We start from the raw sequence: 18557 nt of genomic DNA, 5'->3' as shown, positions 1-18557 counted from the left end.
ATTTCTTTATAACTGATTATATTTTGATTAACATAGAAAAAAGTTTCCTTTATAATAGGAAACTTTTACGTATGATTAATCTACAGACTTAAAATTTCTACAATCTGACGAGCTTTATTATTATCAATATAATAATGCATCTCTAATCCTTTTCTTTCTGCACGTATTACAATTCCTTTTAACTTTGCTAAATGTTGTGAAACAGTGGATTGTGGAAGTTTTAATATTTCTGTTAACCTTGTAACATTGCACATTTTATGATGCATTAACTCACTTATAATTTTTAATCGAACCGGATGTGCCATTACCCTTATTACATCTACATCTTCTTCGCGTATTTTAGCTAGGTCATTATTAGATATTACTGTTAACATTTCGCATTCTCCTTTATTATTAATTTCCATTTTCCTATTATCCTTATAAGTAATACTTATAGATAATTACAATTTTTCCTGTTGAGAAAATATATTGTACTTAATACAAAAAAGACACCTATTCCGAAAACAGTTTTTACCGTTCCAATGAATTGGTGTCTTGAAATTTTCTAGTCACACTATATTTATTCATATTATAACCTATACATGATTTTGAATGATGCTTAATATACGTTGCAAAGCAAAAGGAATAATTCCATTCCTTTTTAAACATAACTTTAAATTCAATATTTGCTTTCCTTATTTTAAAATTTACAAGGATTCTCTCCTCATCAAACTTTCTATAACATAAATTATTTATCAATATGAAAATATGGTATAATAATCCCAATAATGGTAATATGGTGGTACCTTCAGTTGTTAACTGTCATCCTTTTTTAAAAGCCCTCTCTTTAAAGACAGGGCTTTTAAATTTCCATAACTAAAACTGTCTATTAATTATAAACTTAAAAATTCAATAAACTGCCGCTATAGTAGAGATAGGCTTTCATCACCAGTTTATTCGTTAAATTCCTATTTAACGAATAAATGAGTCGCAGGAAATATATGATATAATGTACTTACTAATATTTGAATGGAAGTGACACTATTTGATAAAAAGCATTAATCCTCAAGAATACTCATACGCTTTTAGGAAAGATGCTTTAAGAGGTAAGGTAGTATATCAGTCTTAGAAGGACAACTTAAGTATTACTCTGATACCAAAAAGTTTGGAAATGCCATAAAATATATTCAAACCGAATATATTTTATGGATTGAGCCTTTTGAAAAATTGTGTATTCTTTTACGTGATGTTGATATTTCGATTCCCCATCCTTCTATTGTATCTGTACTACTCAAAATTTCGTTATTCAATAACTTTAGGTCTCTCCATTCAACATCATCCCATCTCTTACTGCTACAACACGTCTCTTTTGTCCCCTTTTACCGCAAACAAATTATGATCCTCTCCCTGCTGGAGTTCATCTAACACTTCTCCATTTAGATACTCATCGTCAATTACCTCAATCGTACTTTTCTCAGATATATAGGGGTAGCACCCCATCGCTATTAAGCTAACAAGACAATATCCTCCTAAAATGAAAAAGGCGTTATTCTTTCTGAGAAATCATAGGAAAGGATAACGCCTTTATATCAATATGACGGTATCCTATATGAAAAATCAACATCGTTCCAAATGTATATATTGTATATATTGTATACATTGTGTATAATGTGTTCATAAGCATTTAAGAGGCAAGGAGTTGAATCATGAAAATCTTACTATCTAATAAGTCTAAGTCGCCTATTTATCAACAAATCATTGATCAGATTATATTACAAATATCAAATAAAACATTGAAAGTAGATGATTCGTTACCTTCTATGCGTTCATTAGCAAGAGACTTGAAGGTAAGTGTTATTACTTCAAAAAGGGCGTACGAAGAACTTGAAAAAGCGGGTTACATCTACTCTATAGTAGGGAAAGGCTCGTTTGTTGCAAAACAAACAAAGAAACAACGTGCGGATGAACCAAGTGATCCAATACGTGAAAAGTTCAGTACAATCGTTCGAGAGAGTAAGACTAATCATTTATTAAGGGATGAGTTAATACAAATTATTAATCGTATTTATGAGGAGGAATAAATATGGAGAACATTGTAGAAGTGAAAAATGTTTCAAAAACATATAAGGGATTTTCTTTAAAAAATGCATCATTCAACATCAAAAAGGGGTTTGTAACGGGATTTATTGGCGCAAATGGTGCTGGGAAAAGTACGACAATTAAACTTATTATGGATCTTATTAGCAAGGATAGCGGAGATATCACAGTTTTCGGTAAAGATCATCAAAAGGACCAAGTTTCTATTAAAGAGCGTATAGGATTCGTATACGATGACAATATCTATTATGAAGATATGACAATTCATCAACTGAAAAAATTCATTGCTCCAGCGTATAAAAAATGGGATGAAAATCAGTTCCAATCCTACTTACAGCGCTTTGAGTTACCGACTAACATAAAAATGAAAGAGATGTCTACAGGGATGAAAATGAAGACTTCCCTAGCGTTTGCACTTTCACACCATGCCGAATTTATACTTATGGATGAACCGACATCTGGACTCGATCCTGTATTTCGAAGGGAACTTTTAGACATCCTTTATGATTTAATGGTCGATCAAGATAAAACAATTTTTTTCTCCACACATATTACCACTGATTTAGATCGTATTGCTGATTATATTGTATTTATTCATAATGGTGAGATTGTGTTTCAAAAAGATATACATAGTATTTCTGAAGAATATGCAACTGTAAAAGGGGATAAATCCTTGCTTACGCCTAAAATCAGAGAACAATTAATCGGGATTCGTGAAACAAACATGGGGTTTGAAGCACTCACAAGTAACGTCAGCCATTCACGTACGCAATTAGGGAATGATGTATTAATTGAAGAAGCGACATTAGAAGATATTATGTACTATACAAAAAAGGGGAATGTTCAATATGTATAATTTAATATTAAAGGATTTTAGATTGCAAAAATTATTGATCTTACTCTATCTACTTGGTATATGCTTTTTTATAGGGACGTTTGGAAGTTTTGGGTTCATAGTCGTTTTGGTGGCTGGTTCTTATATGATAAATCTACATTATTATGACGAAAAGAATAATAGTCACAAATTTATTAATAGCCTGCCTTATAGTAGAAATAAAATTATTATGTCAAAATATATTGGTACAGTGTTGTTTACAATTTTAGTAGCTCTATTCTCATTATTGATACAAGCAGTAATTCAAGTTGCATCCCCGACTTATGGAGTTGAAATTGAAACTCCACAGACTATTGTGGTTAGTGTTCTTACTGTCATGTTGTTTACGTCTATCTACTTACCATTTTTCTATCGCTTCACCAATAAATATTTGATGGCTACTGTCAGCATTATTTTCCCTGTATGTGTTGTTTTATGGAGACCAATTGAGGCATATGTAAATATTACCGACCTTGTATATAGCGTTACTAATCAATTTACTACTAATCAAATAATTACATTTGCTTCAATCGTTACCATGCTTATATTTATCGGTTCTTACTTCTTAACGGTGAGAATATATAAACGTACTGATTTTTAAAAAATTTTTTTAACTGAAATATAGAATATAATAAAACAAAGTTCTCCCCTCAAATAAAAAAATACGCTATCCTTTCTATAGAATCATAGGAAAGGATGGCGTTTTTTTCATTTTAAGGAAATTTAGTTTTGTTATCTTTCCTTAACAGCAAACAAGACCCCACCCAGATCACGGCAGCGCCTACAATAATTGCTATTGGTTTAATGATTAACAAATATATCTGGCCCCTTCTTCAACGCGTACGAGAAACCCGAAATAAATACAACACTAAATATAATAATAGAAGACCACATATTAAAATGATATTCTTTACCTGCAACTAAATTATATATGTTATGGTCTAAGAAATTAGCACCTATAATAATTCCTCCTAACATTGAACTAATTAAAATGCTCATTAAATAAAACTTGAACTTCTGGAACATTTCCCTTCTACCCCTTTTCTAAAATAAATTTTATTTAGGTTATACCCAAAAATTGCACCATTTATTTTCCATATATTATCAAAACTATGTTTTAATTAAGGTTATTTTAAGGAAGGCATTATTTATTCAAATGTCCATTTCGGGGTTCCACCAATATGCCCATCAAGCTAATGAAACTAGTTGCCCAAAACGAAGAAAATGAGTTGAATTCTCATAAATAACTGTAAAATAATTAAATTTTCGTTTTGGGGAGCACTTCTAAATAATAGCTTGATGGGCATGGGGTCCCTCCAACATAACGCGAATTTTGTACGCTAAGGAATTATTCGGTGTCTCTTTTTAATATATCGATTAATAAAATAAGTTATGCAAATAATTTGTTATACTTCCATGTACCCTAACTGATATAATGTACAAGGAAATTATTGGTTAATTAATAGTTAACATATATTAGGGAGGTACATAAGTCATGATAGAGGTAATCGCGTCACTATTTTTAGTAGTCGTATATTTTATTAGTTATCTCTTTTCAACAGGAGAAGATAAGAAAAAAGCAAAAGCAGAATTAAAAGAAATTGTTAATGGTACTCAAGGAAAAATATTGGTAGGATTTCTTGGAGGTGCGGCAGTTACAGGAATATTTGTAGTCATTTGGATTTTATCAGAGTAAACCTTTCAGACATTTTAGCTTATATAACGTATAATGCAGTTATTGGTTAATTAAGAAGAAAAGCATTAGAGAAAACAAGATATGAAATAATATATAAGGATCTCGCCATTTCTGTTGGATGGTGAGTTTTTTAATGTACAAAAAAAGACACCCTAAGGTGTCTTCCTCCGACTTGAACCACTTTAATTTTATATAAATATACACGTATTACCCCTTTGTTATACGTGTAAACACATCCTATAAAACAGAATCTTCTATTTACACCAGATTGTTAGTTCACAAAATATCAAGAGATTTGAGATCAATATGTTACGTCTTTCAAAAGAATCTGCTTTATAGAATGTATCCACAATTTATATTTTACTACATGTAATATTTATATAGTGTATTTTTTACGAATATGTATAATTGCATAAAGTTTACGAGAAAAAGAGAGTATACTTTGATATTGTGTAATGAAGATAAAGCCCACCTACGGAAATAGGTGGGTTATTTTATATTGGTGAGCTTGTATAAGTATGATAGAATAAGAACAACTGTATATTGTAGGGTGGTTGGTTGCGATCCTTTCTCTTATTTATAGGGAAAGGAGGTGACCGAATGGACATTCTTTTTCAAATATTATTAGAAGTATCCAAAACTATTGTCCGAGAGATCGTAGTTTTTTGATTAAAAAAAGTTACTTCTAAAAAACAGAAAAAGACCACCCCTAAGCCAGCAAAGCGTGGGCGGTCTTCTAAAAAACGCAAAAATTAATTTTTAGTAACCGATCACCTTGCGGTAGCAGTTACTTAAAGAGATGTTGACGCATCTCTTCTTTTATTATATACGTACAGCAACATTGAAATACCTTTAAGGAAATTATAACAAATGTAAAAACAAAAGAAAAGCCCACTGGTACCAGTGGGCTATTGTTTGGGTACTACTATCTCATTGCACAAAAGGGACTTTGCATTAAAATAATATCATATTCTTAAAGTTGTTATATTGAGAAATAAATTTGATATTTATTTGATGTATTATATCTAATTGGGAACATTTATGGATCAAATATAATTGGGTTATCATAATTAACTTATTTTTCTGAATTTTATTGAAAAATAAGTATAATACAATTAAATGAACTGGATACTTTGCTACAATGGTAATATATAACATTAGTAGACTTTTATGGGATGGGGGAATATATAATGATGGTTTCAGCTAAGGGGAATAATGAAATTACAAAGCTATTAAACGATTGGTATCTTGAAATCCGCTCAAGGCGTATAGATAATGCACATCAATTAAAAGAAATAATTGATTCTAAGATTTATAGTATTAAAGAAGATCCAGATTTATTACTCTACTACTCACTACTAGATTTTAGATATCAATTTGTAATTGATAATTTAAGCGTTTCAAAAAGCAGCTTTGAAAAAGTTGAGGCTTTTGATATGCCTACAGATAATTTCTTAGCTTATTATTATCACTTTTTCAAAGGGATTCATGCCTCTACTATTGGTGAATATCAAATTGCAAAAGAGAGTTATGAAAGCGCAGAAAAACTTTTAGACTGCATTCCTGATGAATTGGAAAAAGCGGAATTTTATTATAAAGTTGGAGCTTTCCATTATGACATATATCAAGGACTCTTATCTTATAAAAAAGTATCAGAGGCAAAAGAAATCTTTGGTCAACATGCTGAGTATGAGATCAATGTAGCATTCTGTGATAATCTTATAGGCTTAGCTTGTACTCATTTGAGAGAATGGGAGCTCGCTGAAGAATATTTTACAAAAGCAATGGATATGTTCCAAAAAATAGACGAAGAGCAATTTATTTTAATGGTGCGCCAAAATTTAGGATTAATGTATGCAACTCAAAACCTTTCGCCATTAGCTATTAGATATCTTTCAGAAGTAAATCAAAAAATGCCTAACAATTATAAGGCACTTTTTATTGAGGCAAGGGAACACATGAAGGAAGGAAATCACTCCGTTGCCAAAGATCTTATAGCAAAAGGATATTCCGTTTGTCAAGAGATTGAAAATATAGAGTATCTTCACCATTTTAAAATATTAGATGCAATGAATGGAGGTTTTCCTGCCGAAGCACTTGAAAGGACAGTGTTAAAAGGCGTATCATATTTTAAAGAGCAAGAACTTTTCGAATTCATTAAGGAATACGAAGAATATCTTGCTACTGCATTTTATAAAGAGAATAACCATATTAAAGCAAGTCATTATTTCTATTCATGTTCTCAGGCAGGAAAAAAAGTTATTGAGAAGGAGGCATTAAAATGAAAAAGACAATTCTCGGTTTAGTTGGTGTAATTACTATTTTTACTTTAATGTTTGGTGCCCAATCCCCTACAGAAACACATAAAGCTATTGATGTTATTCAATATGCTCACGGAAATCATGGTGGTTAAGTTCTTAATTTAGCGAGGATAAAATCGCATAATACACTCATAGCCATACTGACGGATATTAAATGAATAAAGGTCTTCACTTCATTGTGAGGGCTTTTTTTTATAAGAACCCCACTTATAACATCTTTAAAATCTACTATATTTAAAAACATTATAATTACACCAAACCTTTTACATCTATAAGAGAAACTTAAAAAGATTAAAATGTTTAAAAAGAGTAAGAGAATATAGATGTATACACAAGAAAACTTTTTATAAAAAATTAATAGAGACACAAAAGTAATAACAAATTTTCTAATCAACGGAGTTAGAATACCTGTAATCATTATTACTGTAGATAAATTTTCAGGGCTGATCCCCAGCAATAGAAATCAACAATTCCCCTATAATCAAGCAATTTCAATAGTTGTTGTATAAACTATCTTAAACTCTAGTGGCTCATTATTAATATATGAGGCACTAAAAAAGGAATCCTTATTAAAAGGATTCACCACAGAAAGATATACATCAATAAAAAGAATTAATTATAATATAAAAATAAAAGAAATATATTGAGAAATACATAATAAAATTGAATATTCTTTCTTTTTATCGTAAAATCAATATGAGTCAAGTGACAACATCTCTCTAACTCTCCTAAAAGAATCCTTTATGACATGGGGATTCTTTTGCTTTGGACAAAGTATCCTTATTTTAGCATTTGCAAAAAAACCTCTTCTTAACCAACTACTCAACAAATATAAGTAAGGATTTAGTTTTAAGAATATTTTTTTGATCTAAGCAACAGGTAATAGCCTTCAATATTTGTTAGATTTAAAAATATCCTAAAAAATAAAAAGATGCTCTATCAATACTGTAAGAAGATTTGCTGCTAAACATGCATTTTTTCATTGTACCTTTTATAATCTGAGCTTTTTAACACTAAAGAATTAAGTATAGATTTATAGCCATGAATTCTTCTATTTGTACATATAATATTCTTTATATCTCTCAAAATTTGTTTTTTTTGTTCGTGTTGATGTTATAGGTGATTTTAATGATTTAGATACTGCTACCTGCTTTGGTGTTTGTAATGTGCCCCGTTTCTTAAGTTCTCTATACAAACTACTCACATTGCACCTCAGATTTTTTGCAATAGTTGGATATTCCTCTCCTTGATTAAATAATTGTACTGCTTTTTTACATTTTATGTCCCATTTTTCTTCTGACGTTTGAAATTTTTGAGTTCGTTTTTTAACTCTATTTTTTTCTAAATTAATACCCTCTCTTTCTATTATACATCGCTTGGAAGAATACTGTTTTGCGTCTGCCTTACGCCCAGAATGCTCCTCCTGTAAACGTAACATTTGTACTTTTTTCGCAATTTCTCTCAAGTTAAAGTCACCTCATTTCGTTTAATAAATTCTACCAGTACTTGATCACCCTATTGTCTGTATCCCCCAATCATCGTTTATAAACAAGCTATAAATACTCAAATTCCCCTTATAATAGTTTTCAATCTAATATTTACGGAAAATTATAATCAATTCTATCTTTACATAATTGGAAACTATAGTAAATTGATAATGTTGACACAGAATATTCTAAACTTTAATTCTAACTATACAAATCAGTAAACTAAATATTTTCTTTGCTTAAAAAGTCAAAAATATCGTTTTCGCATAGCAAAACAAAATACTTTACCTATTTTAGCTATGGCACAAAGAAAAAGAATGCACATGTACTGCACTCTTTTTTAGTAACTCCTATATCAATTTTTCAACACAGTCAGCTCCTCCATTATTAGAAGACTAGACTTTACGCTTCTGAATTTATTATTCTGCAGTACATCAGCTTTTGCAGCTATATTTAACAACACTCTTACTATCATCCTATTTCGAGTTAAAATTAAAGACCTAATACTCCGACAATCTGACATGCCTTAAAATTCACAATATGATAATACATCTCTAATCCCCTTCTTTCTGAGCGAAGAATTTTCCCACGCATTTTAGATAAATGCTGAGATACGGTAGATTGAGGCACATCTAATAGCTCTGTTAACTGTGTTACATTACAAATTTTGTGGCGTTCTAGCTCTTTCACAATTTGTAATCTAACTGGATGGGCCATGATTTTTAATAGTTCTATATCCGCCTCTGGAATTTTGTACATTTCATTACTTACTTGCATTGTTGTCATTTTTTATTTCTCCTTTTTTAACTCTTTTTATTTTTTATCTATTTATAGGTATTTTGTGTTTATTCGAACATATTGTTCATAATCACTGTATTGTTTAATCTTTTGTCTCTCTCAGGTTTAATATATAGAAGTATTATGATAGCTAAACAAAAGATAGCATAGGTATCGAGATGAAACCGAATAAATTTAAGTAATCTTTTGTGCAAGAAACTCCTACTGAACAAATCTGCATCTCACTATTAGGAAACGCTTGAATTGTAATTTGATATACAGATAACATTAAACCAATACACGCAAATGAAAATGCATACGTGCTTACGTGCGAATCTTCTATATATATCCCTATCCCCAATATTAATACTAATGGATACATGGCCATTCTTTAGTACCAGCACAAATCACATGGCGGCAGCTTCATCCATTCACTAAAAAACAAACTAATTAACATTGCACAAGTAGCTATCGTCCAAGCAATTACAATGTGATACTTTTGAATGATCAACATCTTATTTTTCCTCACCTATTTTTTTAAATACAAAACATTTGCTAGTATATGACTAGTTTATTTCCGTGTTTCGAGTACCCTGTTTCAATAGAAAGTATCCAATCATTGATATCTTCTCAGTCGTATCCCCTCTCTTTTAATTCTAGAGGGAAAAGATTTTCAAAATCACCACGCATTTCGTACATGGTTTCTAATGCTTTTTCTAGCGAACCAAATCTATATACCATGTGTGTATGTACTTTTTTGTTTTTCTTTTCTCCTACAACTAAATATACATACCGTCTTTCTTTCGCTAAAACAAACTTTAAAAATCCAGGTACTTGACTCACCTTTCACACTCCTTTTCAGCTTTCCTTACCAAACTTAAAAGGATATGAGTAAGGAAAACTATTTAGCTTTAATTACCAATTTAATAAATGTCCCGTTTTTTTGCTTTGAAAATACAAGAAAACGCTCATCATCACAATATTTATTACACCTGCTGCAGCACCAATTTTGGAGATAACATACACATATTCATTATTACTAAATGGCAATAGACTCGCGAAAATAAATAAAATTGAAATGATAAAGGATAAGAGCATATTTCTTTTGTTTTCATTCATTCAAAAAACCTCCATTTTACACAAATATTTGTATTGCAATGGGTTAGGGTGTTAAGCTGCATCTTTACGGTTATAATGCTGGTTCTTTTCATCTACAAAGCCTTTAATGCTCCGTACGCCAACCTTTGATTCTTTTGCTTCATTTTCTGCTTCTTTCATTTCAGATAGAATTGTAGTATTAGGTCTAGAAATATAGGCTATAATCCCATAACCCGACTTGACCATTAATTCGTTGATGTGTATTCCATCGCAAAATACATAAGCCAATTTTCTACCGTATTTGTCTTCTTTTGGTCCCCGATCATAAACAAATGTTACACTTTTCCCTTCTAGCTGTTTCTTTAAAAAGGAAGATGGTTCTTTTCCCATCTTTTGTGGTGGAATTTTTTGAGATACAGACTCAGGGGTATCTAATAACAGTAACCTTACCATCTGTTTCTGCCCCTTTACGTTTACGTCTATTGTATCTCCGTCTTTTATATGTAATACCTTCCCTTTAACGGTCTCTAAGTCTTTTAATTTCCCCTTATAATTCCCTGGAATATCAACAATACCTTTCCCTTCTACGTACTGTTGTATTCCGTTTTGTACTGCTTGGGCAGGTCTCGAATTATTTTTTGTTTGCGTCGAATTGCTACATGCTGTCATTTGAAATACAAATGATGTTATACAAATAGCCTTAATTCATATTTTCATATCGGAAATTCTTCCTCCTAATCAAAATACGTAAATAGCTACATCTAATAAACAAACGGACTCTCTATTGTATTTACTTCTCGATAATTACAACATAGGCAATACTGTATCCATTTTGGATAATCATTATAAAGTACTCTAAATGAGCGTTTCTTACAATTCGGGCATATTGACACTATGTTTTTTTCATTCTCTTCCTGACTTTTCAATTTTTCAAAAGAAACATTAGTAGATGCTATATTACTGGTACACAATATACATCACCCTTTTCAGTCTTGAAATCTTAAAAACAAATAAAAAAGGACACACCTATCGCATATGTATGCGTAGGTGTGTCCTTTTGCAAGATAGTTTTAGAAGTATTTTGTTACTTTCATCATATCATACTTCTTATTAATTTTATATACGAAATTAAAGATTTTACGATATTATTTCTTTTTCTCATGTATAAACATAATGCGTTGTTTTTGTATAACATAGCTTAATTTTGCAGCAAGTTTTTCTCCATTATTCCTATTTTCAAAACTTGAAATTGTATTGGTCATATTCTTTCTAATAACTTTTTTTATTTCGTGCTAGTTATTTTCTTTTTCAACATGATGTTATTTTTCTTTTATTCTGGGTAAACAAATATTACGGGTAGAAAAACGAAAAATTTCTCTTATTCTAAAATAATTCCCTCGACACAAAGATACTATCTCGTTCAAGCATTCAACTTAATAAATATGTTTTAGAAAGGTTAGAAAAAATGGATATTTTATTAGCGATTTTACCAGCATTATTTTGGGGAAGTATTGTACTCTTCAACGTTAAACTAGGAGGCGGTCCTTACAGTCAAATACTTGGAACTACCCTTGGCGCTCTAGTTTTTTCTATCGGTGTTTATATTTTTATAAAACCCGTTTTGACGCCCGTGATGATAATTGTCGGGATTATATCTGGCCTATTTTGGGCATTAGGACAAGCCAATCAATTGAAAAGTATTGATTTAATTGGGGTTTCTAAAACAATGCCTATTTCAACAGGGATGCAATTAGTTTCGACTACTTTATTTGGGGTCATTGTATTTCATGAATGGTCAACAACAACATCTGTTGTATTAGGTGTTCTGGCACTTCTTTGTATCATAATCGGAATCGTTCTCACATCTCTCCAAAGGAAAGAGGAGAAAAACGATGAACAAAAAGGAAATTTCAAAAAAGGGATTGTGATGTTATTAATTTCAACTCTTGGTTACTTAGTATATGTGGTAATTATCCGCCTATTCGGTATAGACGGATGGTCAGCGTTATTACCACAAGCCATTGGTATGGTGTTAGGTGGAATTCTACTAACCTTTAAGCATCAACCATTTAATAAATATGCGATTCGCAATATTATTCCTGGTTTAATTTGGGCAGCAGGAAATATGTTTTTATTTATTTCCCAGCCGCGTGTAGGGGTGGCAACAAGCTTTTCCCTTTCCCAAATGGGGATCGTGATCTCAACTTTAGGTGGAATTTTTATATTAGGTGAAAAGAAAACAAAACGACAATTTATTGCGATTGTCATTGGAATTATCTTCATTATTGCAGCTGGCATTATGTTAGGAATTGCTAAAGGATAAAAAGGAGGAAAAAATTATGTATACAGATTTAAAAGGGAAAGTTGTTGTTATTACGGGTGCATCCACAGGATTAGGAAGAGCGATGGCAATTCGTTTTGGAGAAGAACAAGCCAAAGTTGTAATTAATTATTATTCAAACGAATCAGAAGCAAATGAGGTAGTACAAGTAGTTAAACAAGCAGGTGGAGAAGCGATTGCGATAAAAGGAGATGTAACAGTTGAATCAGATGTTATCAATCTCGTTAAATCTGCTGTGAAAGAATTTGGTACACTGGATGTCATGATTAATAATGCGGGTATTGAAAATTCAGTACCTTCATATGACATGCCATTAAGTGATTGGAATAAGGTAATTGCTACGAATTTAACAGGGGCTTTCTTAGGGAGCCGGGAAGCAATTAAATATTTTGTTGAGCATGATATTAAAGGTAGTGTTATTAATATGTCAAGCGTTCACGAGCAAATTCCATGGCCATTATTTGTACACTATGCAGCAAGTAAAGGTGGCGTTAAGCTAATGACAGAAACATTAGCACTAGAATATGCACCAAAAGGAATCCGTGTAAATAATATTGGGCCTGGTGCTATGAATACGCCGATTAATGCTGAAAAATTTGCGGATCCAGAAAAACGTGCCGATGTTGAAAGTATGGTTCCTATGGGATATATCGGAGAACCGAAAGAAATTGCAGCGGTAGCAGCATGGCTTGCTTCTTCACAAGCGAGCTATGTAACAGGTATTACACTGTTTGCTGATGGTGGTATGTCGCTATATCCATCTTTCCAAGCTGGACGCGGTTGATTGATATATAACTAAATTAGTTACTTTCAATATGTTTAAATGCGGCAGTTAGCTTTTTTATTGAATAACTTTTTAATTATTCGTGACATCACATACATTTTGTAAAAAATACACTTTTCTTTCTGTAGAATTATAGGAAAGGATAATGTTATTTTAGGTTTACAATTTCGCTTTAGTTAAATGCCGATGGGTAAAGAAGCCCTATTAAATTTAATATTATAATCAAAACAAAGGTATCCTTTATTATAAGGTATTCCTTTGTTCTGATTATATAATTATCTATTTTCAATTTCCAAGTAGCCCATTTATATAGTATGTTTATAGGTTACCTAGGATAAATTATAATATTATTTGAAATTAGTTTTCCTATAGGCTGTGTATGAGCGGCATCTTTGTATAATTGAACTATAATATCTGTAGTTTCTTTTTCGCGAACATTACCTATTTTTAGTTGTTTTATTGGAATTTTCGAAGAAAAACTTCCAACAGTTGTATCATGTGCTACAGACTCTAGGTCTCTATCTGATAAAGCCGTATCATAATACATGTTACTACAATTTCCTTCTACCTCTAATTGCATGCCTACGGTTTTATTATTGGGCTTATATTCAGTTTGATCAGTATTTACCCTATCTTTACAATTGTTACCTGCAGCTGTAACTTTATACCATCCTCCCGATGCAGCTTCAGCATTTCCTGATGTAATGAAAATACAACCAAACATAAAACTCAATCCCATTAAAACTTTCATATATTAGATGCCCTATTTAGTCATTCCTGGATCCCACTTTTACTAATAACCTTAACAAGTGGTTATTTACATAATTAGACTATTGTATCCAAAATAAAAAAACACTATTCTTCCTTTATATTTCTACAGAGAGAAAGGCGTTTTTCTGGCAGATATTTCTCTAAACTTTTGAGAGAGATGTTAATGCAAGATTGTTATTCCCTATGTTCCTCTATCACCTTATAGTAATCAATTTTTTCTTCAATAAACATTATACTACTCGGAGTATACCGAGTGTATTTTTGTAAATAATAAGATTGTTAAATGTTAAATCGAGGAGGGTTTGTATGCAAGATCGTAAAAAATCTATAAAAAGTCCTGGTTCTGTTATGAAACCAGATTTTGCTAAAACAGATGCACAAAAAGTGAAACAAGAAATTCAAAATGATGTAAGAGCAGGACAAGGAGCAATGACTTCCCGAGAGGCAGGGGCAATGCGAGATTAAGAAAACACTCCTTATTGGTTTTTTCTTCTCTAGAACTTTAACCAGTAAGGAGTTATTCCCGAACTATTTTAGCTTTTTACGTTTTTCCTTTAGAAACATAATGCGTTTCGTTTGTAAATCATAGGTTAATCTTATATCGAATTTCTCTCCATTAAATCTATTTTTTTAAACTAAGATTATTTTCTTTCAGATAATGTATTGCATCTTTGTTCACCGATCTTAAATCTATACCTTGTTTCTCTGCTGCAAATGAACATCCACAATAACACTGACGGAAAACATCATATTCATTACACATTTCAATTGAACGTTGATATCCATTACTTTTTTTGAAATCACTTGGTAAATAACGCGAATCATAATTTTTTTGCACACCGATTCCAAGTTCATTTATTAATTGACTATTTTTATTTTTAGAAAGAGTAATGGCACTCCCAAAGTAATCAAAACCTTTTTCTTGTGCTACCTCAGCTGAACGATCCAATCTCATATCAAAACAAGCTGAACAACGAAGCCCGCCTTCTGGCTCTTCTGCCAAACCTTCTTCTTTTACCATTTTAAAGAATACATTTGAACGGTAGTCATCCTCAAGAAATCCTACTGTGTGCCCAGTACGATCATTGAACTTTTCTACAAAGATCTTTTGTTCATTAGAGCGTCGCATGTACTCACTTTTCGGATGAATATTCGAATTCGAGAAAAAAACCGTAATATCTGCATGTTCTGCAAGAAATTCCAATGAAGCAGTACTACAAGGAGCACAGCATGAATGAAGTAACACTTTTGGTCTTTCGTTCCTTGCTTCCCAATCATTAATCATTTTTCTTAATACTTTATCATAATTTATTTTCTGATTCTTCATTTTCTTTAAATACGTTTCTACATCTAACACTTCTTTCACAACTAAACCTCCTGTTTATTTTTATTTATTATATCACTTAAATTAATTAATAAAATATAATAATGTATGTATTTATCGATCGTAAAACGGTTCTTATAACCTTTGGTGATGGCTAAAATAATATATGTATTCTATTACCTCTATTTCTAAAATAAATCCTTAATCCTTCTTTTTCATCACAAAATCTTTTGGATTACCTTTTAACTGGTAATACTTCACGTTAAGACGAATAACTACTACGATGATTACCAAAAATCCTATTATATATAACATTGTTCCTTGCTCCGTTTCTTATTGTTTAGCGAACTTATTCTGTAAATACTTCACATGTTTATTTTCAGTATCCTTATCAGTAATATTTGCTTGCAAAATAGTCTGGTAAATATGCTCGACCTCGTCTTTTGTTAATTTCACATCAATATAGGATTCGATACATTTCTTTAGATCGTTATAATATAGGACATGTTTATCTTTAGAATGAACATTTACTCTTTTTAGGCTGCATTTTGGATGAAACGCTACAATAGAAATACACGGCAGCTGTTGTTCCATCACCCATTCAATTGTTTTCATGTGCTTATAGTTTTGTCTAAATGGATTCTGAAAAGAGTGTTTCTTTCTAAAAATACCTTTTGTCCATCTTGCTGCCTTCTCACTTCCATAAATCCAGCCCTCGTAGTTCTTCGTTTCTATAACAAATATACCTGTTTCTGCGATAACAATATGGTCAATTTGAGTTGTATCACCATACTCTGTATGAACCGTCACATCATGTAACACCCAATACCTTTCGTGATCTAATTTTCTTAATATACGTTTTACCATCTTTTCTCCAGCTCTTCCTTTCCATTTTGGAGCATGTTTTTTTACCATAATGTTTATCGGTATCAGAAGCACAATTAGAATTAATTCAAATATTAATACTTTCATAATATAAGTCCCCTTTTCACATTCTTGTGTTTCTACGCATTAAACGATATACATGGGTTTCTAATCCTAAAATATAATATGAGATACATAAACCTTTTATCACCATCTCTATGAATCCTAATGCTAATAAAACAATGAGTCCGCCCCGAAATTGAAATGGTCTTGTCACCCTCCGATTCACTGGTTTTTCAATCACTCCAAAATTAGCCCAGGTTGGCAAACGCTTTTCTACATTCTTTATAGTGCCCATTAATCCATATTTCAATGACAAAATGAAACATCCAATTAGTAAATATACAATAGAAGAAAAATAGATAGATAAGCCCATAACAATAATTGTGAGCAGCCAACCTATCAAGATAGAATTACGTAAAGTGGTATATTCTGGATTTCTTTTCAAAACAAGCACTCCTATCAAAATAAATTAAGTTATTATTAAACACGAGGTATGAATTTCTAATTTAAATATTATTTTAGTTTCTATCTTCCTTGTCTGTTTTGTAGGCATACCAGCTCTACTACGAGGAGTGTTCATTCTACAAATGGAAATCCTTTACAACAAAAAACGATTAAAAATCGAACGAATTATCCCCTATATCAGAGGAGATATTTGCAGAATATGAAAGGAAAAATCAGATGGGTAGATAAAAGGTACTGAATGAACATTCAGTACCTTTTGCATCTATATATATTTCTTTACATATTCGCAAATAACCATGGAGCCAGTACGGCTAACATACATAGTAAACAAGATCCCGTTATAACGCGATTAGACCAACGATAATACTCAGGTTGTTTTGTACTCTCATGAATTCTTCGTAAACGAATTCCTGCAATTAACATAAAGGGTGTAAAAATAAGTGCTGTTGCTTTAAACAGGTCTAAAAAATCCGTAAAAATGTTCATAAACGAAAATACATCCGAACTAAATAAGAAATATACACTTAATCTCATTGCCATCATACTAACGAACGAGAAAATCATACTCCCTGTTGCCCATTTCATCCATTGACCATTCTTTGTAATTAACGCCATAACCATGACAATAACACCTAATATGAAAGAGATAGAAAAGATATTTACCCCTACTTTAAAAGCTGGTGCATACATACCCTCAACTTTTTGTATAATTGATGACCCAAATGAATCGTCTTTCTCTGTCGTTTTTGTTCGATTGTTTAATCCTTCGTTAAAAGATGAAGAAACATCATTTCCTTTCAATTCATTAAAATCCACTTTTACAGATGCATGAGCTGTATGTAAAGGTATGAGTACTAGGATCATAAAAACAAATGTACATAAAACTCCAATCATCCCTTTTTCTCGCTTCACAACACATCACCCGCTAATTTTGGCTTAATGCTCTTTAATTTGATTTCATTTCCTTCTGCAACATAACGGAGATCTGCGGAATAATAGATATTGGCTTTTGTATATGCCCCCATAATCGCATTTGCAATTTCTTCTTTTTCTACTGCTACATATGTTTCATTTTCATTATAAAACTCTATTTCAATTCGATTAATATTATTATTTAATACTGTTATATGTAACTCTTTTAAGCTATTCAAACGATTTTCTAAACCACACACTAGCTTAAATACCTTACTCGCAAGTGTAGGTGGCTTAACATACGTCGTATTAAAATGAATCGTTTCATCATCTATAACACCATCTTCCTCGACTGCGCATGTCATAATGAAAGAATGATTTTGTTTTTCAATTTCTTGTAGACTTAACTTGCGATCAATGACATATTTCAGACTTGTTGATAGATTTTCTATATATTCATCCAGTTCAGTATTTGAAATTTTAACCTCTGAGAATTCTGGGAAAATCATGTAAGCGTGCATATTAGAACTACTTTTACTTACACGTAATACCTGTACCTGTTTCTTTTCATAGCGCACCGTTTGTTCCAATTTTTTTACTACATTGTTGCTTATATGATCTATTATCATATTTCATCAGCCTCCAGTAATTTTAATAAAATAATTTTTACAATCTCATGTATATAAAGCATTGCAATATTTTGC

21 protein-coding genes and 4 pseudogenes are annotated in these 18557 nt (G+C 31.4%); 10 read left to right on the top strand and 15 right to left on the bottom strand.

Annotation, left to right across the window (positions count from 1 at the left end; all coding sequences use genetic code 11):
• Positions 1-80: 80 nt before the first annotated feature.
• Both NZ044_RS28535 and NZ044_RS28530 read right to left on the bottom strand, forming a co-directional pair.
• The gene (locus NZ044_RS28535; RefSeq protein ID WP_098505791.1) at positions 81-374 is read right to left on the bottom strand and encodes an ArsR/SmtB family transcription factor; all 294 of its coding nucleotides are present in this window, start codon (positions 372-374) and stop codon (positions 81-83) included.
• A gap of 792 nt (positions 375-1166) precedes the next feature.
• Positions 1167-1476 (bottom strand): annotated as a pseudogene (locus tag NZ044_RS28530) (helix-turn-helix domain-containing protein); the annotation flags it as partial.
• Between the two features lie 209 nt (positions 1477-1685).
• Between NZ044_RS28530 and NZ044_RS28525 the strand changes: the two are divergent.
• The 3 genes from NZ044_RS28525 to NZ044_RS28515 are packed head-to-tail and all read left to right on the top strand — an operon-like array spanning position 1686 to position 3551.
• Complete coding sequence (locus tag NZ044_RS28525) at positions 1686-2060, top strand: GntR family transcriptional regulator (protein ID WP_098505790.1); 375 nt, start codon at positions 1686-1688, stop codon at positions 2058-2060.
• Between the two features lie 2 nt (positions 2061-2062).
• Positions 2063-2932 (top strand): ABC transporter ATP-binding protein, encoded by an 870-nt coding sequence (locus NZ044_RS28520; RefSeq protein WP_098505789.1) that lies wholly within the window; start codon positions 2063-2065, stop codon positions 2930-2932.
• Positions 2925-3551 carry an ABC-2 transporter permease gene (locus NZ044_RS28515; protein ID WP_340950139.1) on the top strand — a complete coding sequence of 209 codons (627 nt, stop codon included), beginning with the start codon at positions 2925-2927 and terminating at the stop codon, positions 3549-3551. The genes NZ044_RS28520 and NZ044_RS28515 overlap by 8 nt, the downstream gene beginning before the upstream one ends.
• Positions 3552-3751: 200 nt before the next feature.
• Here NZ044_RS28515 and NZ044_RS28510 read toward each other — a convergent pair whose 3' ends face one another.
• Positions 3752-3976: a hypothetical protein gene (locus tag NZ044_RS28510; protein ID WP_340950138.1), complete on the bottom strand. Its 225-nt coding sequence runs from the start codon at positions 3974-3976 to the stop codon at positions 3752-3754.
• 469 nt (positions 3977-4445) lie between these two features.
• On the opposite strand from NZ044_RS28510, the gene NZ044_RS28505 reads away from it, so the two are divergent.
• The 3 genes from NZ044_RS28505 (at position 4446) to NZ044_RS28495 (ending at position 7059) form a co-directional block, all read left to right on the top strand.
• A complete protein-coding gene (locus NZ044_RS28505) occupies positions 4446-4646 on the top strand; it encodes a hypothetical protein (RefSeq protein WP_098505786.1) in 201 nt (66 codons plus the stop codon).
• Between the two features lie 1190 nt (positions 4647-5836).
• Positions 5837-6931, top strand: a complete 1095-nt coding sequence (locus NZ044_RS28500; RefSeq protein WP_340950137.1) for a response regulator aspartate phosphatase — start codon at positions 5837-5839, stop codon at positions 6929-6931.
• The gene (locus NZ044_RS28495; RefSeq protein ID WP_000751016.1) at positions 6928-7059 is read left to right on the top strand and encodes a hypothetical protein; all 132 of its coding nucleotides are present in this window, start codon (positions 6928-6930) and stop codon (positions 7057-7059) included. The genes NZ044_RS28500 and NZ044_RS28495 overlap by 4 nt, the downstream gene beginning before the upstream one ends.
• Positions 7060-8018: 959 nt before the next feature.
• On the opposite strand, the gene NZ044_RS28485 is transcribed toward NZ044_RS28495, so the two are convergent.
• From NZ044_RS28485 to NZ044_RS28460, 6 genes and pseudogenes are all read right to left on the bottom strand, one after another.
• Positions 8019-8432, bottom strand: coding sequence for a hypothetical protein (locus NZ044_RS28485; RefSeq protein ID WP_098505783.1), 414 nt, complete (start codon positions 8430-8432; stop codon positions 8019-8021).
• Positions 8433-8946: 514 nt separating this feature from the next.
• A complete protein-coding gene (locus NZ044_RS28480; RefSeq protein ID WP_000210392.1) occupies positions 8947-9240 on the bottom strand; it encodes an ArsR/SmtB family transcription factor in 294 nt (97 codons plus the stop codon).
• A gap of 59 nt (positions 9241-9299) precedes the next feature.
• A pseudogene (locus NZ044_RS28475) lies at positions 9300-9745 on the bottom strand (disulfide bond formation protein B).
• A gap of 41 nt (positions 9746-9786) precedes the next feature.
• Positions 9787-10074 (bottom strand): annotated as a pseudogene (locus NZ044_RS28470) (hypothetical protein).
• Positions 10075-10146: 72 nt separating this feature from the next.
• Positions 10147-10350, bottom strand: coding sequence for a hypothetical protein (locus tag NZ044_RS28465; RefSeq protein WP_001004894.1), 204 nt, complete (start codon positions 10348-10350; stop codon positions 10147-10149).
• A gap of 51 nt (positions 10351-10401) precedes the next feature.
• The gene (locus tag NZ044_RS28460; RefSeq protein WP_340950136.1) at positions 10402-10998 is read right to left on the bottom strand and encodes a thermonuclease family protein; all 597 of its coding nucleotides are present in this window, start codon (positions 10996-10998) and stop codon (positions 10402-10404) included.
• A 796-nt stretch (positions 10999-11794) separates the two neighbouring features.
• On the opposite strand from NZ044_RS28460, the gene NZ044_RS28455 reads away from it, so the two are divergent.
• Both NZ044_RS28455 and gdh read left to right on the top strand, forming a co-directional pair.
• Positions 11795-12652, top strand: a complete 858-nt coding sequence (locus NZ044_RS28455) for a RhaT/GlcU family sugar-proton symporter (RefSeq protein ID WP_098505781.1) — start codon at positions 11795-11797, stop codon at positions 12650-12652.
• A gap of 16 nt (positions 12653-12668) precedes the next feature.
• On the top strand, positions 12669-13454 hold the full coding sequence (gene gdh / locus NZ044_RS28450) for a glucose 1-dehydrogenase (RefSeq protein WP_170265026.1): 786 nt from the start codon (positions 12669-12671) through the stop codon (positions 13452-13454).
• 325 nt (positions 13455-13779) lie between these two features.
• Here the strand turns inward: gdh and NZ044_RS28445 are convergent, their stop codons facing one another.
• Positions 13780-14205 (bottom strand): hypothetical protein, encoded by a 426-nt coding sequence (locus tag NZ044_RS28445; protein WP_277515207.1) that lies wholly within the window; start codon positions 14203-14205, stop codon positions 13780-13782.
• A gap of 326 nt (positions 14206-14531) precedes the next feature.
• Between NZ044_RS28445 and NZ044_RS28440 the strand changes: the two genes are divergently transcribed.
• A complete protein-coding gene (locus tag NZ044_RS28440; protein WP_170265030.1) occupies positions 14532-14690 on the top strand; it encodes a hypothetical protein in 159 nt (52 codons plus the stop codon).
• Between the two features lie 157 nt (positions 14691-14847).
• Here NZ044_RS28440 and NZ044_RS28435 read toward each other — a convergent pair whose 3' ends face one another.
• The 3 genes from NZ044_RS28435 to NZ044_RS28425 form a co-directional block, all read right to left on the bottom strand.
• Positions 14848-15582 carry an epoxyqueuosine reductase QueH gene (locus NZ044_RS28435; RefSeq protein WP_031303436.1) on the bottom strand — a complete coding sequence of 245 codons (735 nt, stop codon included), beginning with the start codon at positions 15580-15582 and terminating at the stop codon, positions 14848-14850.
• A 300-nt stretch (positions 15583-15882) separates the two neighbouring features.
• The gene (locus NZ044_RS28430; protein ID WP_098505779.1) at positions 15883-16521 is read right to left on the bottom strand and encodes a nuclease-related domain-containing protein; all 639 of its coding nucleotides are present in this window, start codon (positions 16519-16521) and stop codon (positions 15883-15885) included.
• Between the two features lie 16 nt (positions 16522-16537).
• Positions 16538-16921, bottom strand: coding sequence for a hypothetical protein (locus NZ044_RS28425; protein WP_340950135.1), 384 nt, complete (start codon positions 16919-16921; stop codon positions 16538-16540).
• 55 nt (positions 16922-16976) lie between these two features.
• Between NZ044_RS28425 and NZ044_RS28420 the strand changes: the two are divergent.
• A pseudogene (locus tag NZ044_RS28420) lies at positions 16977-17169 on the top strand (hypothetical protein); the annotation flags it as partial.
• Positions 17170-17217: 48 nt separating this feature from the next.
• Here the strand turns inward: NZ044_RS28420 and NZ044_RS28415 are convergent.
• Positions 17218-17853, bottom strand: a complete 636-nt coding sequence (locus NZ044_RS28415; protein WP_000817900.1) for a hypothetical protein — start codon at positions 17851-17853, stop codon at positions 17218-17220.
• Positions 17850-18482: a hypothetical protein gene (locus NZ044_RS28410; protein WP_170265034.1), complete on the bottom strand. Its 633-nt coding sequence runs from the start codon at positions 18480-18482 to the stop codon at positions 17850-17852. Before NZ044_RS28410 ends, NZ044_RS28415 begins: the two co-directional genes overlap by 4 nt.
• Between the last annotated feature and the right edge of the window lie 75 nt (positions 18483-18557).

The sequence above is a fragment of the Bacillus sp. FSL K6-1338 genome, assembly GCF_038006965.1.
Lineage (GTDB): Bacteria > Bacillota > Bacilli > Bacillales > Bacillaceae_G > Bacillus_A > Bacillus_A thuringiensis_S.
Note: the sequence above shows the minus strand (reverse complement) of the source record. Positions and strands in the feature narration are given on the sequence as shown.

Excerpts from the sequence above, each read along its gene's own strand:
- NZ044_RS28535 (WP_098505791.1), bottom strand. The coding sequence starts at position 374 with ATGTTAACAGTAATATCTAATAATGACCTAGCTAAAATACGCGAAGAA.
- NZ044_RS28525 (WP_098505790.1), top strand. The coding sequence starts at position 1,686 with ATGAAAATCTTACTATCTAATAAGTCTAAGTCGCCTATTTATCAACAA.
- NZ044_RS28520 (WP_098505789.1), top strand. The coding sequence starts at position 2,063 with ATGGAGAACATTGTAGAAGTGAAAAATGTTTCAAAAACATATAAGGGA.
- NZ044_RS28515 (WP_340950139.1), top strand. The coding sequence starts at position 2,925 with ATGTATAATTTAATATTAAAGGATTTTAGATTGCAAAAATTATTGATC.
- NZ044_RS28510 (WP_340950138.1), bottom strand. The coding sequence starts at position 3,976 with ATGTTCCAGAAGTTCAAGTTTTATTTAATGAGCATTTTAATTAGTTCA.
- NZ044_RS28505 (WP_098505786.1), top strand. The coding sequence starts at position 4,446 with ATGATAGAGGTAATCGCGTCACTATTTTTAGTAGTCGTATATTTTATT.
- NZ044_RS28500 (WP_340950137.1), top strand. The coding sequence starts at position 5,837 with ATGATGGTTTCAGCTAAGGGGAATAATGAAATTACAAAGCTATTAAAC.
- NZ044_RS28495 (WP_000751016.1), top strand. The coding sequence starts at position 6,928 with ATGAAAAAGACAATTCTCGGTTTAGTTGGTGTAATTACTATTTTTACT.
- NZ044_RS28480 (WP_000210392.1), bottom strand. The coding sequence starts at position 9,240 with ATGACAACAATGCAAGTAAGTAATGAAATGTACAAAATTCCAGAGGCG.
- NZ044_RS28465 (WP_001004894.1), bottom strand. The coding sequence starts at position 10,350 with ATGAATGAAAACAAAAGAAATATGCTCTTATCCTTTATCATTTCAATT.
- NZ044_RS28460 (WP_340950136.1), bottom strand. The coding sequence starts at position 10,998 with ATGACAGCATGTAGCAATTCGACGCAAACAAAAAATAATTCGAGACCT.
- NZ044_RS28455 (WP_098505781.1), top strand. The coding sequence starts at position 11,795 with ATGGATATTTTATTAGCGATTTTACCAGCATTATTTTGGGGAAGTATT.
- gdh (WP_170265026.1), top strand. The coding sequence starts at position 12,669 with ATGTATACAGATTTAAAAGGGAAAGTTGTTGTTATTACGGGTGCATCC.
- NZ044_RS28445 (WP_277515207.1), bottom strand. The coding sequence starts at position 14,205 with ATGAAAGTTTTAATGGGATTGAGTTTTATGTTTGGTTGTATTTTCATT.
- NZ044_RS28440 (WP_170265030.1), top strand. The coding sequence starts at position 14,532 with ATGCAAGATCGTAAAAAATCTATAAAAAGTCCTGGTTCTGTTATGAAA.
- NZ044_RS28430 (WP_098505779.1), bottom strand. The coding sequence starts at position 16,521 with ATGAAAGTATTAATATTTGAATTAATTCTAATTGTGCTTCTGATACCG.
- NZ044_RS28410 (WP_170265034.1), bottom strand. The coding sequence starts at position 18,482 with ATGATAATAGATCATATAAGCAACAATGTAGTAAAAAAATTGGAACAA.